This is a genomic window from Saccharopolyspora karakumensis, assembly GCF_004349225.1.
GTDB classification, from domain to species: Bacteria; Actinomycetota; Actinomycetes; order Mycobacteriales; family Pseudonocardiaceae; genus Saccharopolyspora; species Saccharopolyspora endophytica.
Window position 1 is genome coordinate 22,428 of record NZ_SMLA01000022.1, and the last position, 18,226, is coordinate 40,653.

The 18,226-nt window shown below is 70.8% G+C and carries 16 protein-coding genes; 10 read left to right on the plus strand and 6 right to left on the minus strand.

The window, feature by feature from the left end:
- Positions 1 to 13 precede the first annotated feature (13 nt).
- The 4 genes from E1202_RS16100 to E1202_RS16115 all read left to right on the plus strand — a co-directional run bounded on the left by E1202_RS16100 (position 14) and on the right by E1202_RS16115 (position 4,366).
- Positions 14 to 1,264, plus strand: a complete 1,251-nt coding sequence (locus tag E1202_RS16100) for an aminotransferase family protein (protein ID WP_132683973.1) — start codon at positions 14 to 16, stop codon at positions 1,262 to 1,264.
- A gap of 378 nt (positions 1,265 to 1,642) precedes the next feature.
- Positions 1,643 to 2,152, plus strand: a complete 510-nt coding sequence (locus E1202_RS16105; RefSeq protein WP_132683974.1) for an ATP-binding protein — start codon at positions 1,643 to 1,645, stop codon at positions 2,150 to 2,152.
- 134 nt (positions 2,153 to 2,286) lie between these two features.
- Complete coding sequence (locus E1202_RS16110) at positions 2,287 to 4,107, plus strand: transketolase (RefSeq protein WP_132683975.1); 1,821 nt, start codon at positions 2,287 to 2,289, stop codon at positions 4,105 to 4,107.
- Between the two features lie 58 nt (positions 4,108 to 4,165).
- On the plus strand, positions 4,166 to 4,366 hold the full coding sequence (locus E1202_RS16115; protein WP_132676131.1) for a DUF2795 domain-containing protein: 201 nt from the start codon (positions 4,166 to 4,168) through the stop codon (positions 4,364 to 4,366).
- A 4-nt stretch (positions 4,367 to 4,370) separates the two neighbouring features.
- Here E1202_RS16115 and E1202_RS16120 read toward each other — a convergent pair whose 3' ends face one another.
- Both E1202_RS16120 and E1202_RS16125 read right to left on the minus strand, forming a co-directional pair.
- A complete protein-coding gene (locus E1202_RS16120) occupies positions 4,371 to 4,649 on the minus strand; it encodes a DUF3040 domain-containing protein (RefSeq protein ID WP_132683976.1) in 279 nt (92 codons plus the stop codon).
- A 177-nt stretch (positions 4,650 to 4,826) separates the two neighbouring features.
- Positions 4,827 to 5,843: an MBL fold metallo-hydrolase gene (locus E1202_RS16125; RefSeq protein WP_132683977.1), complete on the minus strand. Its 1,017-nt coding sequence runs from the start codon at positions 5,841 to 5,843 to the stop codon at positions 4,827 to 4,829.
- Positions 5,844 to 6,045: 202 nt separating this feature from the next.
- Between E1202_RS16125 and E1202_RS16130 the strand changes: the two genes are divergently transcribed.
- The 6 genes from E1202_RS16130 (at position 6,046) to E1202_RS32830 (ending at position 12,700) form a co-directional block, all read left to right on the plus strand.
- Positions 6,046 to 6,699 (plus strand): FadR/GntR family transcriptional regulator, encoded by a 654-nt coding sequence (locus tag E1202_RS16130; protein WP_132683978.1) that lies wholly within the window; start codon positions 6,046 to 6,048, stop codon positions 6,697 to 6,699.
- A gap of 49 nt (positions 6,700 to 6,748) precedes the next feature.
- A complete protein-coding gene (locus E1202_RS16135) occupies positions 6,749 to 8,602 on the plus strand; it encodes a CocE/NonD family hydrolase (RefSeq protein ID WP_132683979.1) in 1,854 nt (617 codons plus the stop codon).
- A complete protein-coding gene (locus E1202_RS16140) occupies positions 8,599 to 9,441 on the plus strand; it encodes a HalD/BesD family halogenase (RefSeq protein WP_132683980.1) in 843 nt (280 codons plus the stop codon). The genes E1202_RS16135 and E1202_RS16140 overlap by 4 nt, the downstream gene beginning before the upstream one ends.
- A 103-nt stretch (positions 9,442 to 9,544) precedes the next feature.
- Positions 9,545 to 11,308, plus strand: coding sequence for a choline/carnitine O-acyltransferase (locus tag E1202_RS16145; protein ID WP_235878447.1), 1,764 nt, complete (start codon positions 9,545 to 9,547; stop codon positions 11,306 to 11,308).
- A complete protein-coding gene (locus tag E1202_RS16150) occupies positions 11,305 to 12,108 on the plus strand; it encodes a hypothetical protein (RefSeq protein ID WP_132683981.1) in 804 nt (267 codons plus the stop codon). Before E1202_RS16145 ends, E1202_RS16150 begins: the two co-directional genes overlap by 4 nt.
- 418 nt (positions 12,109 to 12,526) lie before the next feature.
- On the plus strand, positions 12,527 to 12,700 hold the full coding sequence (locus tag E1202_RS32830) for a hypothetical protein (RefSeq protein ID WP_207918675.1): 174 nt from the start codon (positions 12,527 to 12,529) through the stop codon (positions 12,698 to 12,700).
- A 293-nt stretch (positions 12,701 to 12,993) separates the two neighbouring features.
- Here the strand turns inward: E1202_RS32830 and E1202_RS16160 are convergent, their stop codons facing one another.
- The 4 genes from E1202_RS16160 to E1202_RS16175 all read right to left on the minus strand — a co-directional run bounded on the left by E1202_RS16160 (position 12,994) and on the right by E1202_RS16175 (position 18,136).
- The gene (locus E1202_RS16160; protein ID WP_132684029.1) at positions 12,994 to 14,757 is read right to left on the minus strand and encodes an acetyl/propionyl/methylcrotonyl-CoA carboxylase subunit alpha; all 1,764 of its coding nucleotides are present in this window, start codon (positions 14,755 to 14,757) and stop codon (positions 12,994 to 12,996) included.
- 71 nt (positions 14,758 to 14,828) lie between these two features.
- Positions 14,829 to 15,068, minus strand: coding sequence for an acyl-CoA carboxylase subunit epsilon (locus E1202_RS16165; protein WP_132683982.1), 240 nt, complete (start codon positions 15,066 to 15,068; stop codon positions 14,829 to 14,831).
- Between the two features lie 23 nt (positions 15,069 to 15,091).
- Positions 15,092 to 16,732, minus strand: a complete 1,641-nt coding sequence (locus E1202_RS16170) for an acyl-CoA carboxylase subunit beta (RefSeq protein WP_132683983.1) — start codon at positions 16,730 to 16,732, stop codon at positions 15,092 to 15,094.
- Between the two features lie 222 nt (positions 16,733 to 16,954).
- Positions 16,955 to 18,136, minus strand: coding sequence for a TetR/AcrR family transcriptional regulator (locus E1202_RS16175; protein WP_132683984.1), 1,182 nt, complete (start codon positions 18,134 to 18,136; stop codon positions 16,955 to 16,957).
- Between the last annotated feature and the right edge of the window lie 90 nt (positions 18,137 to 18,226).

Sequence of the window (18,226 nt, forward strand, 5' to 3'; positions counted from 1 at the left end):
CGAAGGAGGATTCATGTCATCAAGCCAGACCGCGCTGTGGCACCCGTTCGCGGACATGTTCGAGGTCAAGAGCAGCAGCTTCTGCGTGACCAAGGCCGAGGGAGTCTGGATCTACGACGACTCCGGGCGCCGCTACCTCGACGGCACCGCGAGCCTCTGGTACGCCAACGCCGGGCACGGCCGCACCGAGATCGTCGAGGCCGCCGCCGCGCAGATGCGGGAGCTGGAGTCCTACTTCGTCTTCAACGACTACACCAACCCGCCCGCCGAGGCGCTGGCCACGCGGCTGTCCGAGCTCGCCCCGATGCCGGGCGCCAAGATCTTCCTGACCACCGGTGGCGGGGAGGCCATCGACACGGCCGCGAAGCTCGCGCGGCAGTACTGGGCGCAGCGCGGGCAGCCGCAGCGCACCCACATCCTCAGCCGCGGCAACGCCTACCACGGCACCAACGGCCTGGGCACCAGCATCGGCGGCATCGAGGCCAACCAGACCGGGTTCGGTCAGCTGGTCCCCGAGACCGGTCGCGTCGCGCACGACGACGCCGAGAGCCTGCGCGAGGCCATCGACCGCATCGGCGCCGAGAAGATCGCGGCGTTCTTCGCCGAGCCGGTGATCGGCGCGGGCGGTCTCCACCCGCCGGAACCGGGTTACCTGGAGGCCATCGCGAAGATCTGCGCCGAGCACGGGATCCTGTTCGTCGCCGACTCGGTGATCTGCGGCTTCGGCCGGGTGGGCACCTGGTTCGGCGTCGAGCGCTGGGGCCTGCAGCCCGACATGATCACCTTCGCCAAGGGCGTGACCAGCGGTTACCTGCCGCTGGGCGGTGTGGTCGTGGCCGAGCACGTCGCCGAGCCTTTCTGGGAGGAGCCGGGCCGGGTGTTCCGCCACGGCGCCACCTACTCCGGGCACCCCACGGTGGCGGCCGCGGCCATGGCCAACCTCGACATCCTGGAGCGCGAGAAGCTCGTCCAGCGCTCCGACGAGCTGGAGCAGCCGCTGCACGACGCGCTCACCAGCGTCGCCGACCACCCGGCGGTCGCCGAGGTGCGCGGTGGCGTCGGGCTGCTCGGGGCCGTCGAGCTCACCGCGGAGGCGCTGCAGGCGGGCGCTCTGCCCAAGCTGCAGAAGAAGATCCGCGAGCTGGGGGTGATCGTCCGCCCGCTGGGCAAGGCGCTGGCGGTCTCGCCGCCGCTGATCATCACCGAGGACGAGATCGGCCTCATCGGCAAGGCGTTCGCGGAGGGCCTCGACTTCCTGGCCTGACGCGCGGGAGAGGTCGGAGCGGCCTCGACACGCCGCGGCCGCTCCGACACGCCCGGCGCCCGATCGGCGTTCACCCCCTCGGTTATTACAGCGGCCATCCGTCTGGAACTTCCCCGTTGTGGAACCGATACGTCCGGAGGTGGTCCCGACCTGCTTTCGTCACGTACGTTTTTCACCAGATCGTGCGTCGTCGCAGATGGAGAAGGCTGTCGGCGGCGATGGCGATGTTCGCGGCGGCCCGCCGATCCCGGGTCGATCGGTGAACGGCAAGGCCGAAAGCAAAAGGGCCCCTGCGTACAAGCCACCCAGTAGAGTTGGCAAAATACGGCTTCCGGGTGATCGAAAGCGCAGTGGGGGCGGACGGAGGAACTCAACCAGGTGAACACTCAGACCGCACAAGTCGACGACCTTCGACTGATCGCGCTCCCGAGCGCGGTGAACTGCACCGAGATGTTCGTGCGGTTCTCCCTGGCCGAGTGGTCTCTGCGCGAGATGACCGACATCGCCACGCAACTCACCGGCGCCCTGGTGACCGCGGCCGTGGACGCCGCCGACCAGAAGAACCCCGGCTTCATCACCGTCCGCCTGCGCTTGAGCGGTGAGAGCCTCGTCGCCGAGGTCCAGGACGAGCAGGCCACCGTCCCCCCGCAGCTCGCACCCGGGTTCGCCGAAGGCCGCTGCGGTGCGAGCGCGCTGCGCACCGGCGGCACCCTGGTGTGGTGCGAGATGCCGCTGCCCAGCGGCGTCAAGGCCGACTCCGTCCCGCTCCCCCGCCGCTCCCGCAAGAAGAACGCGATGGCACCGCAGACCACCGAGGAGACCGCCGAGGTCGACCCCGAGGTGATCAAGCGCCTGCTGTCCGGACTGAGCAACGGCGGCTTGGACTGACCGCTGCGACCGCCGGTGCGGGCTGAGCCCCGCCCCTGAAGTCGCAGCTGCGCCGCCTTCCCGGACAGCTCCCGCCGCGGCAGGTTGACCTGGGCCTTGTTTCGCACGGCCGCACCCCGGGCACCTTTCGGGGCATGGACCAGGCAATGTTCCGCTCCGAACTGGCGCAACAGCTGCGGGTGGACTCGGTTCGGGCCAGCACGGCCGCCGGGTCCGGGCACCCCACCTCGTCGATGTCGGCGGCCGATCTGCTGGCGGTGCTGCTGGACGGACACCTGCGGCTGGACTTCGACCGTCCGGACAACCCCGCGAACGATCACCTGATCTTCTCCAAGGGCCACGCCTCGCCGCTGCAGTACGCCGCGTTCAAAGCCGTCGGCGCCGTCGAGGACGACGAGCTGCTGACCTTCCGCAAGTTCGGCAGCCGGCTCGAAGGCCACCCGACCCCGGTCCTGCCGTGGGTGGACGTGGCGACCGGTTCGCTGGGTCAAGGTTTGCCCATCGGGGTGGGCCTGGCGCTGGCGGGCAAGCGGCTGGATCGGCTGCCCTACCGGGTGTGGGTGCTCTGCGGCGACAGCGAGATGGCCGAGGGCTCGGTGTGGGAAGCCCTGGAGCACGCCGGGCACGAGCAGCTGGACAACCTCATCGCGATCATCGACGTCAACCGCCTCGGCCAGACCGGGCCCACCATGCACGGCTGGGACCTGACCTCCTACTCCGCCCGCGCGCAGGCGGCCGGCTGGCGCACCATCGAGATCGACGGCCACGACCTCGACGAGATCGAATCCGCGCTCACCCAAGCCGAAGACGGCGACGGCCGCCCGGTCGCGATCCTGGCCGCCACCCAGAAGGGCAAGGGCGTCGCCGAAGTCGCCGACAAACCCGGTTTCCACGGCAAACCGCTGGCGCACGCCGAGGAATCGATCGCCGAGCTCGGTGGGCTGCGGGACCTGCGGGTCAAGCCCGCCAAGCCCGACGCCGACGCCAAGCCGCACGTGTTCGACACCGGGAGCGGCGGACTGCCCGCCTTCGAGCAGGGCACCGAGCTGGCCACCCGCAAGGCCTACGGGCAGGCGCTGGCGGCGCTCGGCGACCGGCGCGGCGACGTGGTGGCCATGGACGGCGAGGTGTCGAACTCGACCTTCGCGGAGCTGTTCCGCGATGCCCACCCGGACCGCTACTTCGAGATGTACATCGCCGAGCAGCAGCTCATCGCCGCGGCGGTGGGCATGCAGGTGCGCGGGTGGTGCGCGTTCGCCTCGACCTTCGCCGCGTTCCTCTCCCGCGCCTACGACTTCGTCCGGATGGCCGCGGTGAGCCGGGCCGACCTGCGGCTGATGGGTTCGCACGCCGGCGTGGCGATCGGCGAGGACGGCCCGTCGCAGATGGCGCTGGAGGACCTGGCCGCGTTCCGCGCGGTGCACGGCAGCACGGTGCTCTACCCGTGCGACGCCAACCAGACCGTGCAGCTGGTGACGGCGATGGCGGACCTGCCGGGCATCAGCTACCTGCGCACCAGCCGGGGCGCGATGCCGGTGATCTACCCGCCCGGCGAGCAGTTCCCGATCGGCGGCTCCAAGGTGGTCCGCGACGGCGACGACGTGACGCTGGTCGGTGCCGGTGTCACGCTGCACGAGGCGGTCAAGGCCGCGGACGTCCTGGCGCACGAGGGCATCCAGGCGCGGGTGATCGACCTGTACTCGGTCAAACCCGTCGACTCCGCCACGCTGCGGCGCGCCGCGACCGAGACGGCCGGGCTGGTCACCGCCGAGGACCACTGGCCCGAGGGCGGTCTCGGCGAAGCGGTGCTCAGCGCGCTGGCCGACCAGCCCGCGCAGGTGCGCACGCTCGCCGTGCACGAGATGCCCGGTTCAGGTGAGCCCGCCGAGCTGCTCGGCCAGGCCCGCATCGACGCCACCGCCATCGCCGAGAAGGCCCGCGAACTGGCGTCCTGAGGGTTTCCGCGCGTTCGGCCCGGGTAGTTGGTGGGCGAGGTTTCTGAACGGAGGAATCATGGTGCTGGCCGATCGCGCGGACATGCTGCGGGTGCTCTGCCACGTCCGGTTCCCGGCGACCAAGCGGGAGATCGTGCAGCAGTGCGCAGAGCTCGGGGCCGGTCCTGAGCAGATGGACCGCCTCGACGAGCTGCCCGAGGGCACCTACGTCGAGGCCGACACGGTGCTGCAGGCTCTGCCGCACCCGATGCACGACTGACGAGTCACGTTTCCTTCCGCCGGCGCCCGGTGCAGCACGCCGCGACGGCGCCGGCGGCAGTGATCATGCCCAGCGCCGCCGAGGTCCACACCAGGCCGCCGGCCAAGGACAACAACGACAGCATCGCGGTCAGCGTGAGCGCGGTGAACACCAGGACTCGGCGCATCAGGCCCCAGCCCGGTTCCCCTTCGAACCGCTCGAACTTCTCCGCGAGCTCAGGGTCTGCGGACTCCAGCGCCGTTTCGATCTCGGCGAGCATGTCCCGCTCGTGCTTGCTCAACATGACGAGCTCCTAGTGACGTCCCCTTTGACCCCAACGAGGTACTCGCTCCTCAACTGCCGCACGCGGCCCGTGGAGCTCATCCAGGCTCGCACGTGATCGCCTGCCGCCCCTACGCTGCAGTCGGGTGATTTCGGCCCGCCGTCGGACCGCCCGGCGATCACGCTCCGTCGCCGGAGACTACGAGTAGTGCAGCACTCCCCCGACGCGCTGCGCGCCGAGCTCGTGCTGCAGCACCAGGACGTCCAGGTGCGCGGCGGTTTCCAGCACCGCCATCATCTGGTTGAACACGTCGAGGTCGTCGAAGGCGCGTTCGCGACGGGTCCAGGTCAGCGCCCGAGCGGCCTCGTAGGCCGTGCTCGCACCGGCCGCGACGACCGCGGCGGTGGCCATCAGCCGCGCGTCGTGGTGGGCCAGCAGCTCGTCGACCCGGTCGTGGACGCTGTCGGTGACGGGCCCGTGAGCGGGCAGCAGCCGCATGTCCGGCATGCCGCGCACCAGCCGCAACGAGGCCAGGTAGTCGCGCAGCGGGCTCGCGGTGGGTGCCTGCTCGAATCCGATGGACGGGGTGATGTGCGGCAGCACGTGATCACCGGCGAACATCAGCCCGGCCTGTTCTTCCAGGAACACGAGGTGACCGCGGGTGTGCCCGGGCGTGGGCAGCGCGCGCAGCCGCCGGTCGGCCAGCCCGAGGTCGGTGGCGGCGTTGATCCACGCGTCGGGCTTCTCCCAGACGTGGTTGCGGGGCCCGTCCGAGCGCACGCTCAGCAGTGCGTCGCGGACCGGTTTGGCACCGTGCTCGGTCAGGAGTTCCAGCTGGCGGTCCATGGACCGGTGGTCCGGGGACATCAGCCGGTCGAGGGTGTGCCGCTCGTCCTCGCCGAGCATCACCTCGGAGCCGAACTCGCGGCGCAGGGTGAGCGCCTGCGTGTAGTGGTCGCGGTGCGCGTGGGTGACCAGGAAGCGGGTGATGTCGCCGGCACCGGCGCCGATCCGGGCGAGCGCGGCGTCGAGCTGCCTGCGGGATTCCTCCAGCGCCCAGCCGCCGTCGACGAGGGTCAGCGAGTCGCCGTCGGCGATGGCGTAGACGTTGACCGCGCGGAGGCCGTCGTTGGGCAGCGGCAGCGGGATCCGGTGCACGCCCGGCGCCACCTCGAACGCCCCCGGCTCCATCCACTCGTACCGCGACTCACCCATGGCGACACCTCCAGAGACCCGATCTACCAGCTCTACCACACATACCAACCGGTTGGTGTGTGGCAACGCTCACTGGTGCAGTAGACTCCCCGGATCCAGACCACCCATGCGTCCACTGTGGACGCGGGAGCGGACGTTGACCTTGTTGGCGCGAGAACCGCGGGTTCTCGCGGTGTGCCGATCGCGAACGGGCGGAGACCGCGTGTCGTTGCCGGAAGAGCTGTCCGAACAGCTTCTCGGTTCGATCATCGACGGGACCTACCCGCCCGGTGCCGCGCTGCCCTCCGAACCCGAGCTCGCCGAGCTGTTCTCGATGAGCCGGCTGACCGTGCGCGAGGCCGTCAAGGCGCTGCGGGTGCAGAACGTCGTGCGCATCGAGCGCGGGCGCGGCACCTACGTCAATCCACCGGCCGAGTGGACCTCGCTTCACCCGATGATCCGCGCGGCGACCTCGCCCGGTGCCGATCCCGAAGTGGTCGCCGGGATCCACGAGGCGCGGCGGATGCTGGAGTCCGGGATCGCCGAGCTCGCCACGATCAAGCGCACCGACGCCGATCTGCGGCGCCTGCGCGAGCAGCTGCGGAACATGCGCGAGGCCGACACGCCCGAAGCGCACGCCACCGCCCACATCGCGTTCCACCAGGCCATCGTGCGCGCCACCGGCAACGCCTTCGTCCCGCTGCTCTTCGAACCGTTCATGCGGCTGCTGGCCGAGCTGCCGGTGAAGACCGACCCCGGCGCGATCGCGCGCCACGAGCGGCTGCTGACCGCGATCGAGGCCGGCGACCCGGCCGAGGCGCGCCGAGTCATGGCCGCTCACCTGCGTTCTCAGCAGGACCGACCGCGAACCGCGTAACCTCGCGTGCGCATGATCGTTGATCTCCCGGAATTCCCGGGAGGTCTGAATGCGTCGCTCATTGCTGGCCCTGCTCCTCGCCCTGCTGACCGGGCTCGCCGGTCTCACCGCCGCCGATGCCGCACCGACGTCCGGATGGACGGACCGAGCCGAGGAGCACCCCGGCTCGGTCTCCGAGACCGACGTCGAAGTCCCGATGTCCGACGGCACCGTGCTGCGCGCCGACGTGCGACGCCCGGCCGACGCCGAGGGCAACCCGGTCGAGGGCCGGTTCCCCGTGCTGCTGACCATCACCGCCTACAACAAGTCGGTCATCAGCGGTCCCGGCGCCGCGGCGATCGGCGGTGACCCCGACTTCTTCGTCCAGCGCGGCTACGTGCACGTCACCGTCGACGCGCGCGGCACCGGTTCCTCCGCCGGTGACTGGCAGGCGTTCAGCGCGCGGGAGAACACCGACTCCGGCGAGATCGTGAACTGGGCGGCCTCACCGGAACGGCCGTGGAGCAACGGCGCGGTCGGGATGCACGGCGCGTCGTACATGGGCATCAGCCAGCTGTTCGCGGCGGGCAACCGGCCGCCCGGGCTCAAGGCGATCTTCCCGCAGGTCCCGGCGATGGACACCTACCGCGACGTGGTCGCCTCCGGCGGCGCGCTGGACGTCGGCTTCATCCCGCTGTGGATGGGCCTGGTCACCGGAACCGGGCTGATCCCACCGGCTTACGGACCCGCCGAGCCGGACAACGCGCTGCAGATGTACCTCGACCGCGTCCAGGGCGCCACGAGCTTCACCGCGCCGACGCTGCTGGAGGCCACCCTCGGCCTCAACGCGGCCTTCGACGGTCCCTTCTACGCCGAGCGCTCTCCCGCGAGCGTCCTCGACCGCATCGACGTCCCGACCTTCCTCGTCGGCGGCGAGTACGACCTGTTCCAGCGCGGCACGCCGATGGTGTTCGACAGCCTGCGGCAGCGCGGCGTCCCGGTGAAGATGATCTTCGGCCCGTGGGATCACCTCCAGGGCAGCGGGGACGGCGTCGCCGAAGCCGGGCACGGCACGCTGCAGGAACTCCAGCTGCGCTGGTTCGACCACCACGTGCGCGGGCAGGCCGACCCGTCGCTGGACCCCGACATCCCGCCGCTGACCTACCACGAGATCGGCTCCGGGCAGTGGTTCGAGGCCGAGCAGTGGATCGGTGAGCAGCGCGCCCGCAGCTTCCAGCTCTCCGGCACCTCGCTGCCCGGACTGCCCGGCGGGCTCGTGGATTCCGACCCGCAACCGGGTCAGAGCACCGTCGCGCCGCTGCCGGTCTCCGGGCTGTGCACGCGCTCCACCAACCAGTGGACCGCAGGAATGCCCAACGCCATCGGCATCGCCCAGCTGTGCCACGACAACCGGTGGAACGACCTCTCCGGCGCGGTCTTCGAGACCGATCCGATGACCGAGGCGATGCGGATGCGCGGGCCGATCAACGCCCACCTCCACGCCTCCACGCCCACCGGCAACGGGATGCTGTCGGTGTCGGTGTCCTCGGTGGCACCCGACGGGACGGTCAACCGGCTCACCGGCGGCTGGCAGGTGCTCTCGCACCGCGCCCTGGACGAGTCCCGCTCGCGCTACCTCGACGGCGAGCTGATCCAGCCCTTCCACCCGTTCACCAAGGACGCGCAGCGCACGATGCAGCCCGGCGAGGTCGAACCGGTCGACGTCGAGGTGTTCCCGACCGCCGCGGTCATCCCGCCCGGCCACAAGCTGCGGATCTCGGTGCAGGCGTTCGACGTTCCGCACCTGCTGCCCACGGTGCGCGACCTGCCCGCCGCGCTGTCGCCCGTTGCCATCCACAACTCCCCGGAGCATCCTTCGAAGATCACGCTGCCCGTCATCCCGGCCACGGAGGGAACCCGATGACCGTTGCGGTCACCGACATCGTCGACACCGCCCGCTACCCGCTCCACGATCCCGGCGGCGAGGGCTGGGTCCGGGCGGCGGAGTCCGTGCGCGCGGAACTGCGCGAATCCGGGTGCAGCGTGCTGCGCGACTTCGTCGCCGCCGAGCACCGGGAGGCGCTGCGCGCCGAGTGCGCGAGCATCGCCGATCGCGCGTACTACGAGGAGCAGACGGTCAACGTCTACAACACCGCGCCCGACGACTCGCTGCCCGACTGGCACCCGGCGAGGCGAACCACGGTGCGCGGCAACGCCTTCGTGGCGCGCGAGGACATCCCGGCCGAGCACCTCATCCACCGGCTCTACACCGACGAGCTGTTCCAGCGCTTCCTCGCCGACTGCCTGGAACGACCCCGGATCCACCCGCTGGAGGACCCGTTGGCGGGGCTCGTGGTCAACATCGTCGACCCCGGCAAAGAGCACCCCTGGCACTTCGACACCAACGAGTTCGCGGTCAGCATGCTCACCCAGCAGCCCCGGTCCGGCGGGGTCTTCGAGTACTGCCCGCACATCCGCTCGGCCGAGTCGGAGAACTTCACCGACGTCGCCGGAGTGATCGGCGGCGGCCGGGGCCGGGTGCGCGAACTGCCGCTGCGGCCGGGCGATCTGCAGCTGTTCCACGGCCGCTACGCGTTGCACCGGGTCAGCGCCGTCGCAGGGGAAGTGGCCCGGCATTCGGCGATCTTCGCCTACAGTGATCGTCCAGGGGTGGTGGGATCCGCGGAACGCACCCGGCAGCTGTTCGGCCGGGTGACCGCGGCTCACGGGACCACCGCCCGCACCGACGACCTGCTCGACTGAGGCGTTCGTCGAAGCCCCGGCGGTGCGAGCCGCCCGGGGCTCACCAGGACGAGGGAGTGGCTCCGCCACTTCGAAACAGGACCTAGACACGATCGAGGTTGCTTTGCGCACCAGCACTTTCGGCAACGAGGACGCGCTCCCCCGGGTTCCGCTGCCCACGCTCGAGGACAGCGGCACCCGGTTCCTGCAGTGGTGCGCGCCGCTGCTGAGCGAGGACGAGCTGTCCGCCACCCGGCAGGCCGTCGAGGAGTTCCTCGACTCCGCCACGGCCGAGGAGCTGCACGCCTCCCTGACGGCCTACGCGGGCCAGGACGACGTGCACAGCTGGCTGGACGAGTTCTGGCGCGACCGCTACCTGGGCCGCCGGGACCGGATCGCGCTCAACGCGAACTTCTTCTTCCTGTTCAACGACACCGACGACGACCAGATCACCCGCGCGGTGCGGCTCATCGCCGCGTCGGTGGACCACAAGCTGGCGCTGGACACCGAATCGGTGCCCCCGACGGCGCGGCGCGGACAGCCGCTGTCGATGCAGCAGCACCGGTACCTGTTCTCCACCACCCGCATCCCCCGCGCCGAGCGCGACGGTGTGCGGGCCCCCAACACGCCCGAGCAGCCCGGCCCCAGCCAGGCCCGGCACATCGTGGTGTTCTTCCGCGGCAACGCCTTCCGCCTCGACGTGATCGGGAAGGACGGCGTCCCGCACACCCTCGACGAGCTCGCCGAAGCTCTGCGCCAGGTCATCGCCACCACCGACCGCGGACCCGGAGTCGGCGCGCTGACCAGCCACGACCGGGCTCGCTGGGCGGCCAACCGGGAGGCGCTGCTGGTCGACAACACCGGCTCGGTCGACGTGATCGAAACGGCGCTGTTCTGCCTGGCGCTGGAGCACGAGCTGCCCGCCGACACCGACGGCAAGTGCAAGCAGCTGCTGGCCGGAGACCCGACCGACCGCTGGTTCGACAAGGGCGTCACGCTCATCGTCTTCCCCGACGGCTCGGCGGGCATCAACGGCGAGCACTGCCTGCTGGACGGCACGACGATCGTCGAGTTCGTCGACTCGCTGATGGCGGGCACCGCCGAATCCCACTCGCAGTCCTCGGGCGCGGCCCCGCAGGGCGCGCCGGAACCCCGGGCGCTGGAATTCCGCCTCTCCCCCGAGCTCTCGGGCGAGATCGAGGCGGCCGCCAAGGACTACACGGCCTACGCCGATGCCACCGCGACCCGCACCGTGCGCTTCGACGACTTCGGCTCGGAGCGCTCCAAGGCGCTCGGATTCTCGCCGGACGCGTTCGTGCAGATGGCCTTCCAGCTGGCGCACCGCCGTTCCAAGGGCTTCACCGGCGCGACCTACGAGTCCATCGCGACCCGCCACTTCCACCACGGCCGCACCGAGGCGATGCGGGTGGTGACCCCCGAGATCCTCGAATTCGTCGCCGCGATGGAGGATCCCGACGCCGACCGCTCCACCCGCGCGCAGGCGTTCCGGCGCGCGGCCGACGCGCACGTCACGCGCGCCAAGGAGTGCCAGGCCGGGGACGCACCCGAGCAGCACCTGTGGGAGCTGCAGCTCATCGCCGGCCGCCGGGGACAGGACTTCGCGCCCGCGCTGTACTCCTCGCCCGGCTGGCAGAAGATGCGCGACGACTACCTGAGCACCAGCGCCGCGCCGTCGGTGAACATCCAGTACTTCGGTTTCGGCGCCACCAGCGAGCACTGCATCGGCGTCGCCTACGTGCTGCTGCCGCAGAGCTTCAACGTGCACCTGAGCACGCCGCGCACGGTCGGCGAGCAGATGACCGCCTTCGCCGACCAGCTCGCCCGCGCGATCGATGAGCTCACCGACCTCGCCGGCACCGGATCATGAGCCTGACCGGAGAGCGCAAGGCCGACTTCAGCGACATCTACGCCCAGCCGGACCCCCGGGCGTACGTCTCGACGCTGGAGCGGTTCGAGTACCAGATCCCGCAGCGCGCCACCCCGATCTTCCGCGAGGTGATCGGGGCGGCGCGCCCCGCGCGCGTGCTGGACGTCTGCTGCTCATACGGCATCAACTCGGCGCTGCTGAAGTCCGCCCAGGACCCGCGCGAGGTGCTCACCCGCTACACGGCTCGGCCGGCGGCGCGGTTGACGCCGGCCGAGCTGGCCGAGGCCGATCGGCGCGACTTCGCCGACGACCTCGACATCGTCGGCCTGGACATCTCCGAACCGGCGATCTCCTACGCCCGCAAGGCCGGTCTGCTGGCCGACGGCTGGGCGGAGAACCTCGAAACCACCGACCCCTCCCCCGAGCTCACCAAGGGGATCGCCGACACCGGGCTGATCATCTCCACCGGCGGTGTCGGCTACGTGGGCCGCAACACCTTCGAACGACTCCTCGACGGGATCGACCGGCCGGAGGAGCTGTGGCTGGCGATCTTCGTCCTGCGGGTCTTCGACTACTCGGCCGTGATCGAACTCCTCGCCGACCACGGCCTGGTCACCGAGCGCCTGCCGGAGACGTTCCCGCAACGCCGATTCGCCGACGCGGAGGAGCAGCGGGCGGCCGTGCACGACGTCGAACTCCACGGCCTCGACCCGGCGGGCAAGGAAGCGGCGGGCTGGTACCACGCCCACTGCTACCTCACCCGCCCCCGCAACGCCCCACCCGTGAGCGTCCGCCGCTGAGAACCACCGCGTCGAACTCATCCGACGTCGACCTGATGGATCCGCGCCCGGCACGGGCAGCCTCATCGAGGCACCCGTGCTGTGCGTGGAACCGGTCCGCCTACTCGTCGGCGGCTTCGTTCGCCCGGTTGATCTCGGCCATGTGCTCCTCCGCCCAGGCCCGCCAGCGCGGTTTCCAGGGACAGCCCGAGTCTCCCCGGCCTCGCCGAGGCGGTCCTGGCCGGGAACGAGGCGCCCTACATCGACTGGTTCCTCGACGCGGGGACGAGGAGTACCCACCGACATCCGCGCGGCCTTCGTCGACGCCTGCACCGGGAGCGAGGCCCTGCGCTGCGCGTTCTCCTACTACCGGGCGCTGCCCACCAGCGCGCAGCAGATCCAGCACGCCGTCGCGACCGCTCGGCTGACCATGCCCACCATGGCCGTCGGCTCTCACCCCATCGGAAGCGGGCTCGAACGCCAACTCCGCCCCATCGCCGATGACCTGGTCGGGCACCGCCTCCCGGACTGCGGCCACATCATCCCTCTCGACCGCCCCGATGCCCTGTGCGCGCTCCTCGTGCCCTTCCTCTCCGCCGACCTGCCGGAATGACCGAAGCAGCACCGCAGCCGCCGCTTCGCGCATCCGTCATCCGCGACCACAGGTGCGGGCAAGCGCCGAAAGCCACAACCTCATGACCCCAGACAGGCACCCGCACCCGCCGATTCGCCACTTCCCGATCCCCTCCACACCACCACGCCCACCTCACCCGACGATGCTCCCGATTTCAGTGGAAATCAGGACCCGGACTTCAGCGGAAATCGGGGTCCCGATCTCCACTGAAATCGTGCGTACCGGTGGGTGGGGTGAGCGTTGGTGTGATGCGGCGGCCGCGGGGCGAGGTGTTACTTGATCTCGCAGAGGGTGGTGCCCTGGGTGACGGAGTCGCCGGGCTTGGCCGTGAGGCCGGTGACCGTGCCCGCCTTGTGCGCGGTGACCGGGTTCTCCATCTTCATGGCCTCCAGTACGGCGATCTGGTCGCCCTCGGCGACCTCCTGACCGTCCTCGACCGCGACCTTCACGATGGTGCCCTGCATCGGTGCGGCGACCGCGTCGCCGGACGCCGCGCCACCGGCCTTGCCCGCGGAGCGCTTGCGCGGCTTGGCCTTCGCCGCCGGAGCAGCCGAGGTCGCCGCGAACGCGGCGGGCAGCGAGACCTCCAGGCGGCGGCCGCCGACCTCGACGAGGATCGTCTGCCGCTCCTCGGACTCCTCGCCGGCTTCGACGGCACCCGCGTAGGGCTCGATGGTGTTGTCGAACTCGGTCTCGATCCACCGGGTGTGCACGGTGAAGCCGTCGATGCCGACGAACGCCGGGTCGCGCACGATCGCGCGGTGGAACGGCAGGACCGTGGCCATGCCCTCCACCTGCATCTCGTCGAGGACGCGGCGGGCGCGCTGCAGCGCCTGCTGCCGGTCGGCGCCGGTGACGATGACCTTGGCCAGCAGCGAGTCGAACTGCCCACCGATGACGCTGCCGGTCTCCACGCCCGCGTCCACGCGGACGCCCGGGCCCTGCGGGGCGACGAACTTGGTCACGGTGCCCGGGGCGGGCAGGAAGTTGCGGCCCGCGTCCTCGCCGTTGATGCGGAACTCGATGGAGTGGCCGCGCGGTTCCGGGTCGGCGCCGAGGTGCAGCTTCGCACCGGAGGCGATGCGGAACTGCTCGCGGACCAGGTCGATGCCGGTGGTCTCCTCGGAGACCGGGTGCTCGACCTGCAGCCGGGTGTTGACCTCCAGGAACGAGATCGTGCCGTCCTGGCCGACGAGGAACTCCACGGTGCCCGCGCCGTAGTAGCCGGCCTCGGAGCAGATCGCTCGCGCGGCCTCGTGGATCCGGCTGTGCTGGTCGTCGGTCAGGAACGGCGCCGGGGCCTCCTCGACGAGCTTCTGGTGGCGGCGCTGCAGCGAGCAGTCGCGGGTTCCCACGACGACGACGTTGCCGTGCTGGTCGGCGATCACCTGCGCCTCGACGTGGCGCGGGCGGTCCAGGTAGCGCTCGACGAAGCACTCACCGCGCCCGAAGGCGCTCTCGGCCTCGCGGACCGCGGAGGCGAACAGCTCCGGGATCTCCTCGATGGTGCGCGCGACCTTCAGACCGCGACCGCCACCGCCGAAGGCGGCCTTGATGGCCACCGGCAGCCCGTGCTCCTGGGCGAAGGCCACGACGTCGTCGGCGCCCGGAACCGGGTCCTTCGTGCCGGGCACCAGCGGCGCCCCGGCGCGGGTGGCGATGTGCCGGGCGGTGACCTTGTCGCCGAGGTCGCGGATGGCCTGCGGGGGCGGGCCGATCCAGATCAGGCCGGCGTCGAGCACGGCCTGGGCGAAGTCGGCGTTCTCCGACAGGAAACCGTAGCCGGGGTGCACGGCGTCGGCGCCGGAGCGCTTGGCGACGTCGATGATCTTGTCGATGTTCAGGTAGGACTCGCCGGGCGTGGAACCGCCCAGCGCGAAGGCCTCGTCGGCCAGCCGCACGTGCTGCGCGTCGGCGTCCGGCTCGGCGTAGACCGCGACGGAGGCGATGGCCTCGTCCTGGCAGGCGCGGATGACCCGCACCGCGATCTCACCGCGGTTGGCGATCAGGACCTTGCTGATCGGCGTCACGTCCACAGTGGTCAACTCCTCATGTACCCGGCGCGACGCCGGAGCAGGCGGAAAACGTCAAGTCTGGGAAACGGGGTTCAGCCCGGCAGGGCCGAGGCACGCCACCCGTGCGGCCCCGGCCGGAGCGGGCGGCGGCCCGCCGGGTGGCGCACCGCCGCGACGGGGTCGCCCCAGAACGACATGGGCTCGGGCTCGTCCTCGGGAGTCCGGGCGGCGGCAGCACCGGCCAGCGCGGCGGCCACGGCGGCGATCTCGACGTCGTCGGGATCGCCGCGCACGATGCGCAGCACCGGCCGCTGCGGGGTTTGCTCGCTCATCGGATGGCTCCTTGCTTCGCCGATTACAGCGGGATGTTGCCGTGCTTCTTGGCCGGCAGGCTCGCGCGCTTGTCGCGGAGCATGCGCAGCGACCGGGCCACGTAGCCGCGGGTGAACGACGGCGGGATGACCGAGTCCACGTAACCGCGTTCGGCGGCGGTGTAGGGGTTGCACAAGGTGTCCTCGTACTCCTGCTGCAACCGGGCGCGCAGCGCCTCGACGTCCTCGCCGGCGGCAGCGGCGTCGGCGAGCTGGCGCCGGTAGAGGATGTTGGCCGCGCCCTGCGCGCCCATGACCGCGATCTGCGCGGTCGGCCACGCCAGGTTGATGTCGGCGCCGAGGTGCTTGGAGCCCATCACGTCGTAGGCGCCGCCGTAGGCCTTGCGGGTGATCACGGTGACCAGCGGGACGGTGGCCTCGGCATAGGCGTAGAGCAGCTTGGCACCGCGCCGGATGATGCCGTTCCACTCCTGGTCCGTGCCGGGCAGGAACCCCGGCACGTCGACGAAGGTCAGCACCGGGATGTTGAAGGCGTCGCAGGTCCGCACGAAGCGGGCGGCCTTCTCGCTGGCGCCGATGTCGAGGGTTCCGGCGAACTGGGTGGGCTGGTTGGCCACGATGCCCACCGGCTGGCCCTCGACGCGGCCGTAGCCGGTGATGATGTTCGGCGCGAACAGCGAGGAGACCTCCAGGAACTCCTCGTCGTCGACCACGGTCTGGATGACCTTGTGCATGTCGTAGGGCTGGTTCGGCGAGTCCGGGACCAGCGCGTCCAGCTCGCGGTCGGCGTCGGTGATCGCGTCCGCGATAGCCCCGGCGCCCGTGTCGGCGCCCTCGAAGACCGGGGCCTCGGAGAGGTTGTTGCTCGGCAGGAACGACAGCAGTTCCTTGACGTAGCCGATGGCGTCGTCCTCGTCGGAGGCGAGGTAGTGCGCGTTGCCCGAGCGCGAGTTGTGGGTGTGCGCGCCGCCGAGCTCCTCGAAGGTGACGTCCTCACCGGTGACGGTCTTGATGACGTCCGGGCCGGTGATGAACATGTGCGAGGTCTTGTCGACCATCACGGTGAAGTCGGTGATCGCCGGCGAGTACACCGCACCGCCCGCGCACGGCCCCATGATCAGCGAGATCTGCGGGATGACGCCCGAGGCGTGGGTGTTGCGCTTGAAGATCTCGGCGTAGAGGCCCAGCGCCGCCACGCCCTCCTGGATGCGGGCGCCGCCGGAGTCGTTGATGCCGATCAGCGGGCAGCCGGTCTTGAGCGCCAGGTCCATGACCTTGACGATCTTCTCGCCGAAGACCTCGCCGAGCGAGCCGCCGAAGACGGTGAAGTCCTGGGAGAACACGCACACCTTGCGGCCGTCGACGGTGCCGTAGCCGGTCACCACGCCGTCGCCGTAGGGGCGGTTCTCCTCCATCCCGAAGTTGGTGGAGCGGTGCCGCGCGTGCTCGTCGAGCTCGACGAACGAGCCCTCGTCCAGCAGCATGTCGATGCGCTCGCGGGCGGTCTTCTTGCCCTTCTCGTGCTGCTTGGCCACCGCGCGAGCCGAGCCGGCGTGCACCGCCTCGTCGTTCCGCCGGTACAGATCCGCCAGCTTGCCCGCGGTCGTGTGGATGTCGGGCACATCAACCGGCGGCTGACCGACCGGCTCCGTCGCGCTGCTCATGCAACCAACCTGTCCTCGTTACCTGCTCGGTTCCAGTATCCGCAGGTCTGCGCGCAGCCTGTCGCCGTCGGTTCGGCGGGCGGATCTGTCTCGCCGGAGATTAATTGTCCGGGGTTGATCGAGTCAAACGCACAAGTGACCGAGCATTAGCCGAGCTGAGTCGTCGCAGCCGGGCTCTCCTGGCTTTTCTCCCTCTAAGTGAACGGCCGGTAGCGCGCCGGTTCAGCCTTCGACGGGCGTTTCCAGCATCAGCGCCGAGCCCAGGCGCAGCACGGCGACGGCGTCGCGGATCGGGCCGGTGCGGGCCATGTCGTTGGCGGCGGTCAGCGCGGCCTGCACCAGGATCCGGGAGCGCACCGGGTCCAGCTCCGGACGCGCCTCGCACAGCAGTCCTACCCACTCGGCGACGTAGGAGTGCTGGGTCTGGCGCGCGCGGTGGCGTTCGTCGGCGGGCAGGTGGCCGACCTCGCTGACCAGGATGTCGATGAACCCGCCGTGGTCGAAGGCGAAGCGGATGTAGGAGCGCAGCAGGGCCCGCAGCGCCTCGGCGGGGTCGGCCTTGGTGGCCAGGGTGCGTTCCAGCTCCACCTCCAGCCACGCGTTGCCCCGGGTGATCACCGCGCTGAGCAGCTCCTGCTTGCTGGCGAAGTAGTTGTACAGGCTGGGCCCGGCGATCCCGGCCGCCGCGCCGACGTCCTCGGTGGTGACCTTGGTGTAGCCGGCGTCGGCGAACAGCCGGGTGGCCGCGGCCAGCAGCAACCGCCGCCTCGAGGCTCGGCCGGAGAAGCGTTCCAGCTGGTCGGGGCGTGCTTCCGGGCGGGGCGCGAGCTCCTGCGGCGGGCGGGTGCCGATGATCATCACCATCTCGCCGAGCAGCCGTTCGAACTCGCGCCGCCCCAGCTGCACCTGGTGGTAGGAGGGGCTGGTCAGGACGCTGAACATGCACCAGGCGCGGAACCGCGCGTCGGCGTCGCCGAGTTCGCGCTGGAAGGCCCGGGCCAGTCCGGTGAGCCCGCGCGCGACCTCGCGCAGCTCACCGCGCAGCACGTCGCGACGCTCCTCGGGCAGCCGCCGGGACTCGCGCTGCCAGAGCACCCCGAGCTGCCGGTGGTCGAGCGCGGTCGCGGCCAGCCGGGCCACCACGTCCTGCACGTCGCCGGGCTCGGCGGTGATCTCGACGAACGGGTGCAGCTCGTCGAGCACGACGTGGGTCAGCAGCTGCTGCTTGCCCGCGAAGTGCCGGTAGAGCGCGGAGGACCCGACGCCGACGGCCTCGGCGATGTCGCTCATGCCGACCTGGTCGAAGCCGTCCCGGTGGAACAGCTCCGCCGCGGCAGCGGTGATCAGCGCTCGCCGGTTCCGGGGCCGCGTGTTGCGCGCGGGCGGACTCCCCACCTCGGCCATCACCACCTCCGTTCGCTCCGGGTGCCGTGTCCGGCTGAGGCTATTTCGCCCCGCGAACCGGAACAACCTCGGCTCATCTCCACGAGGAGC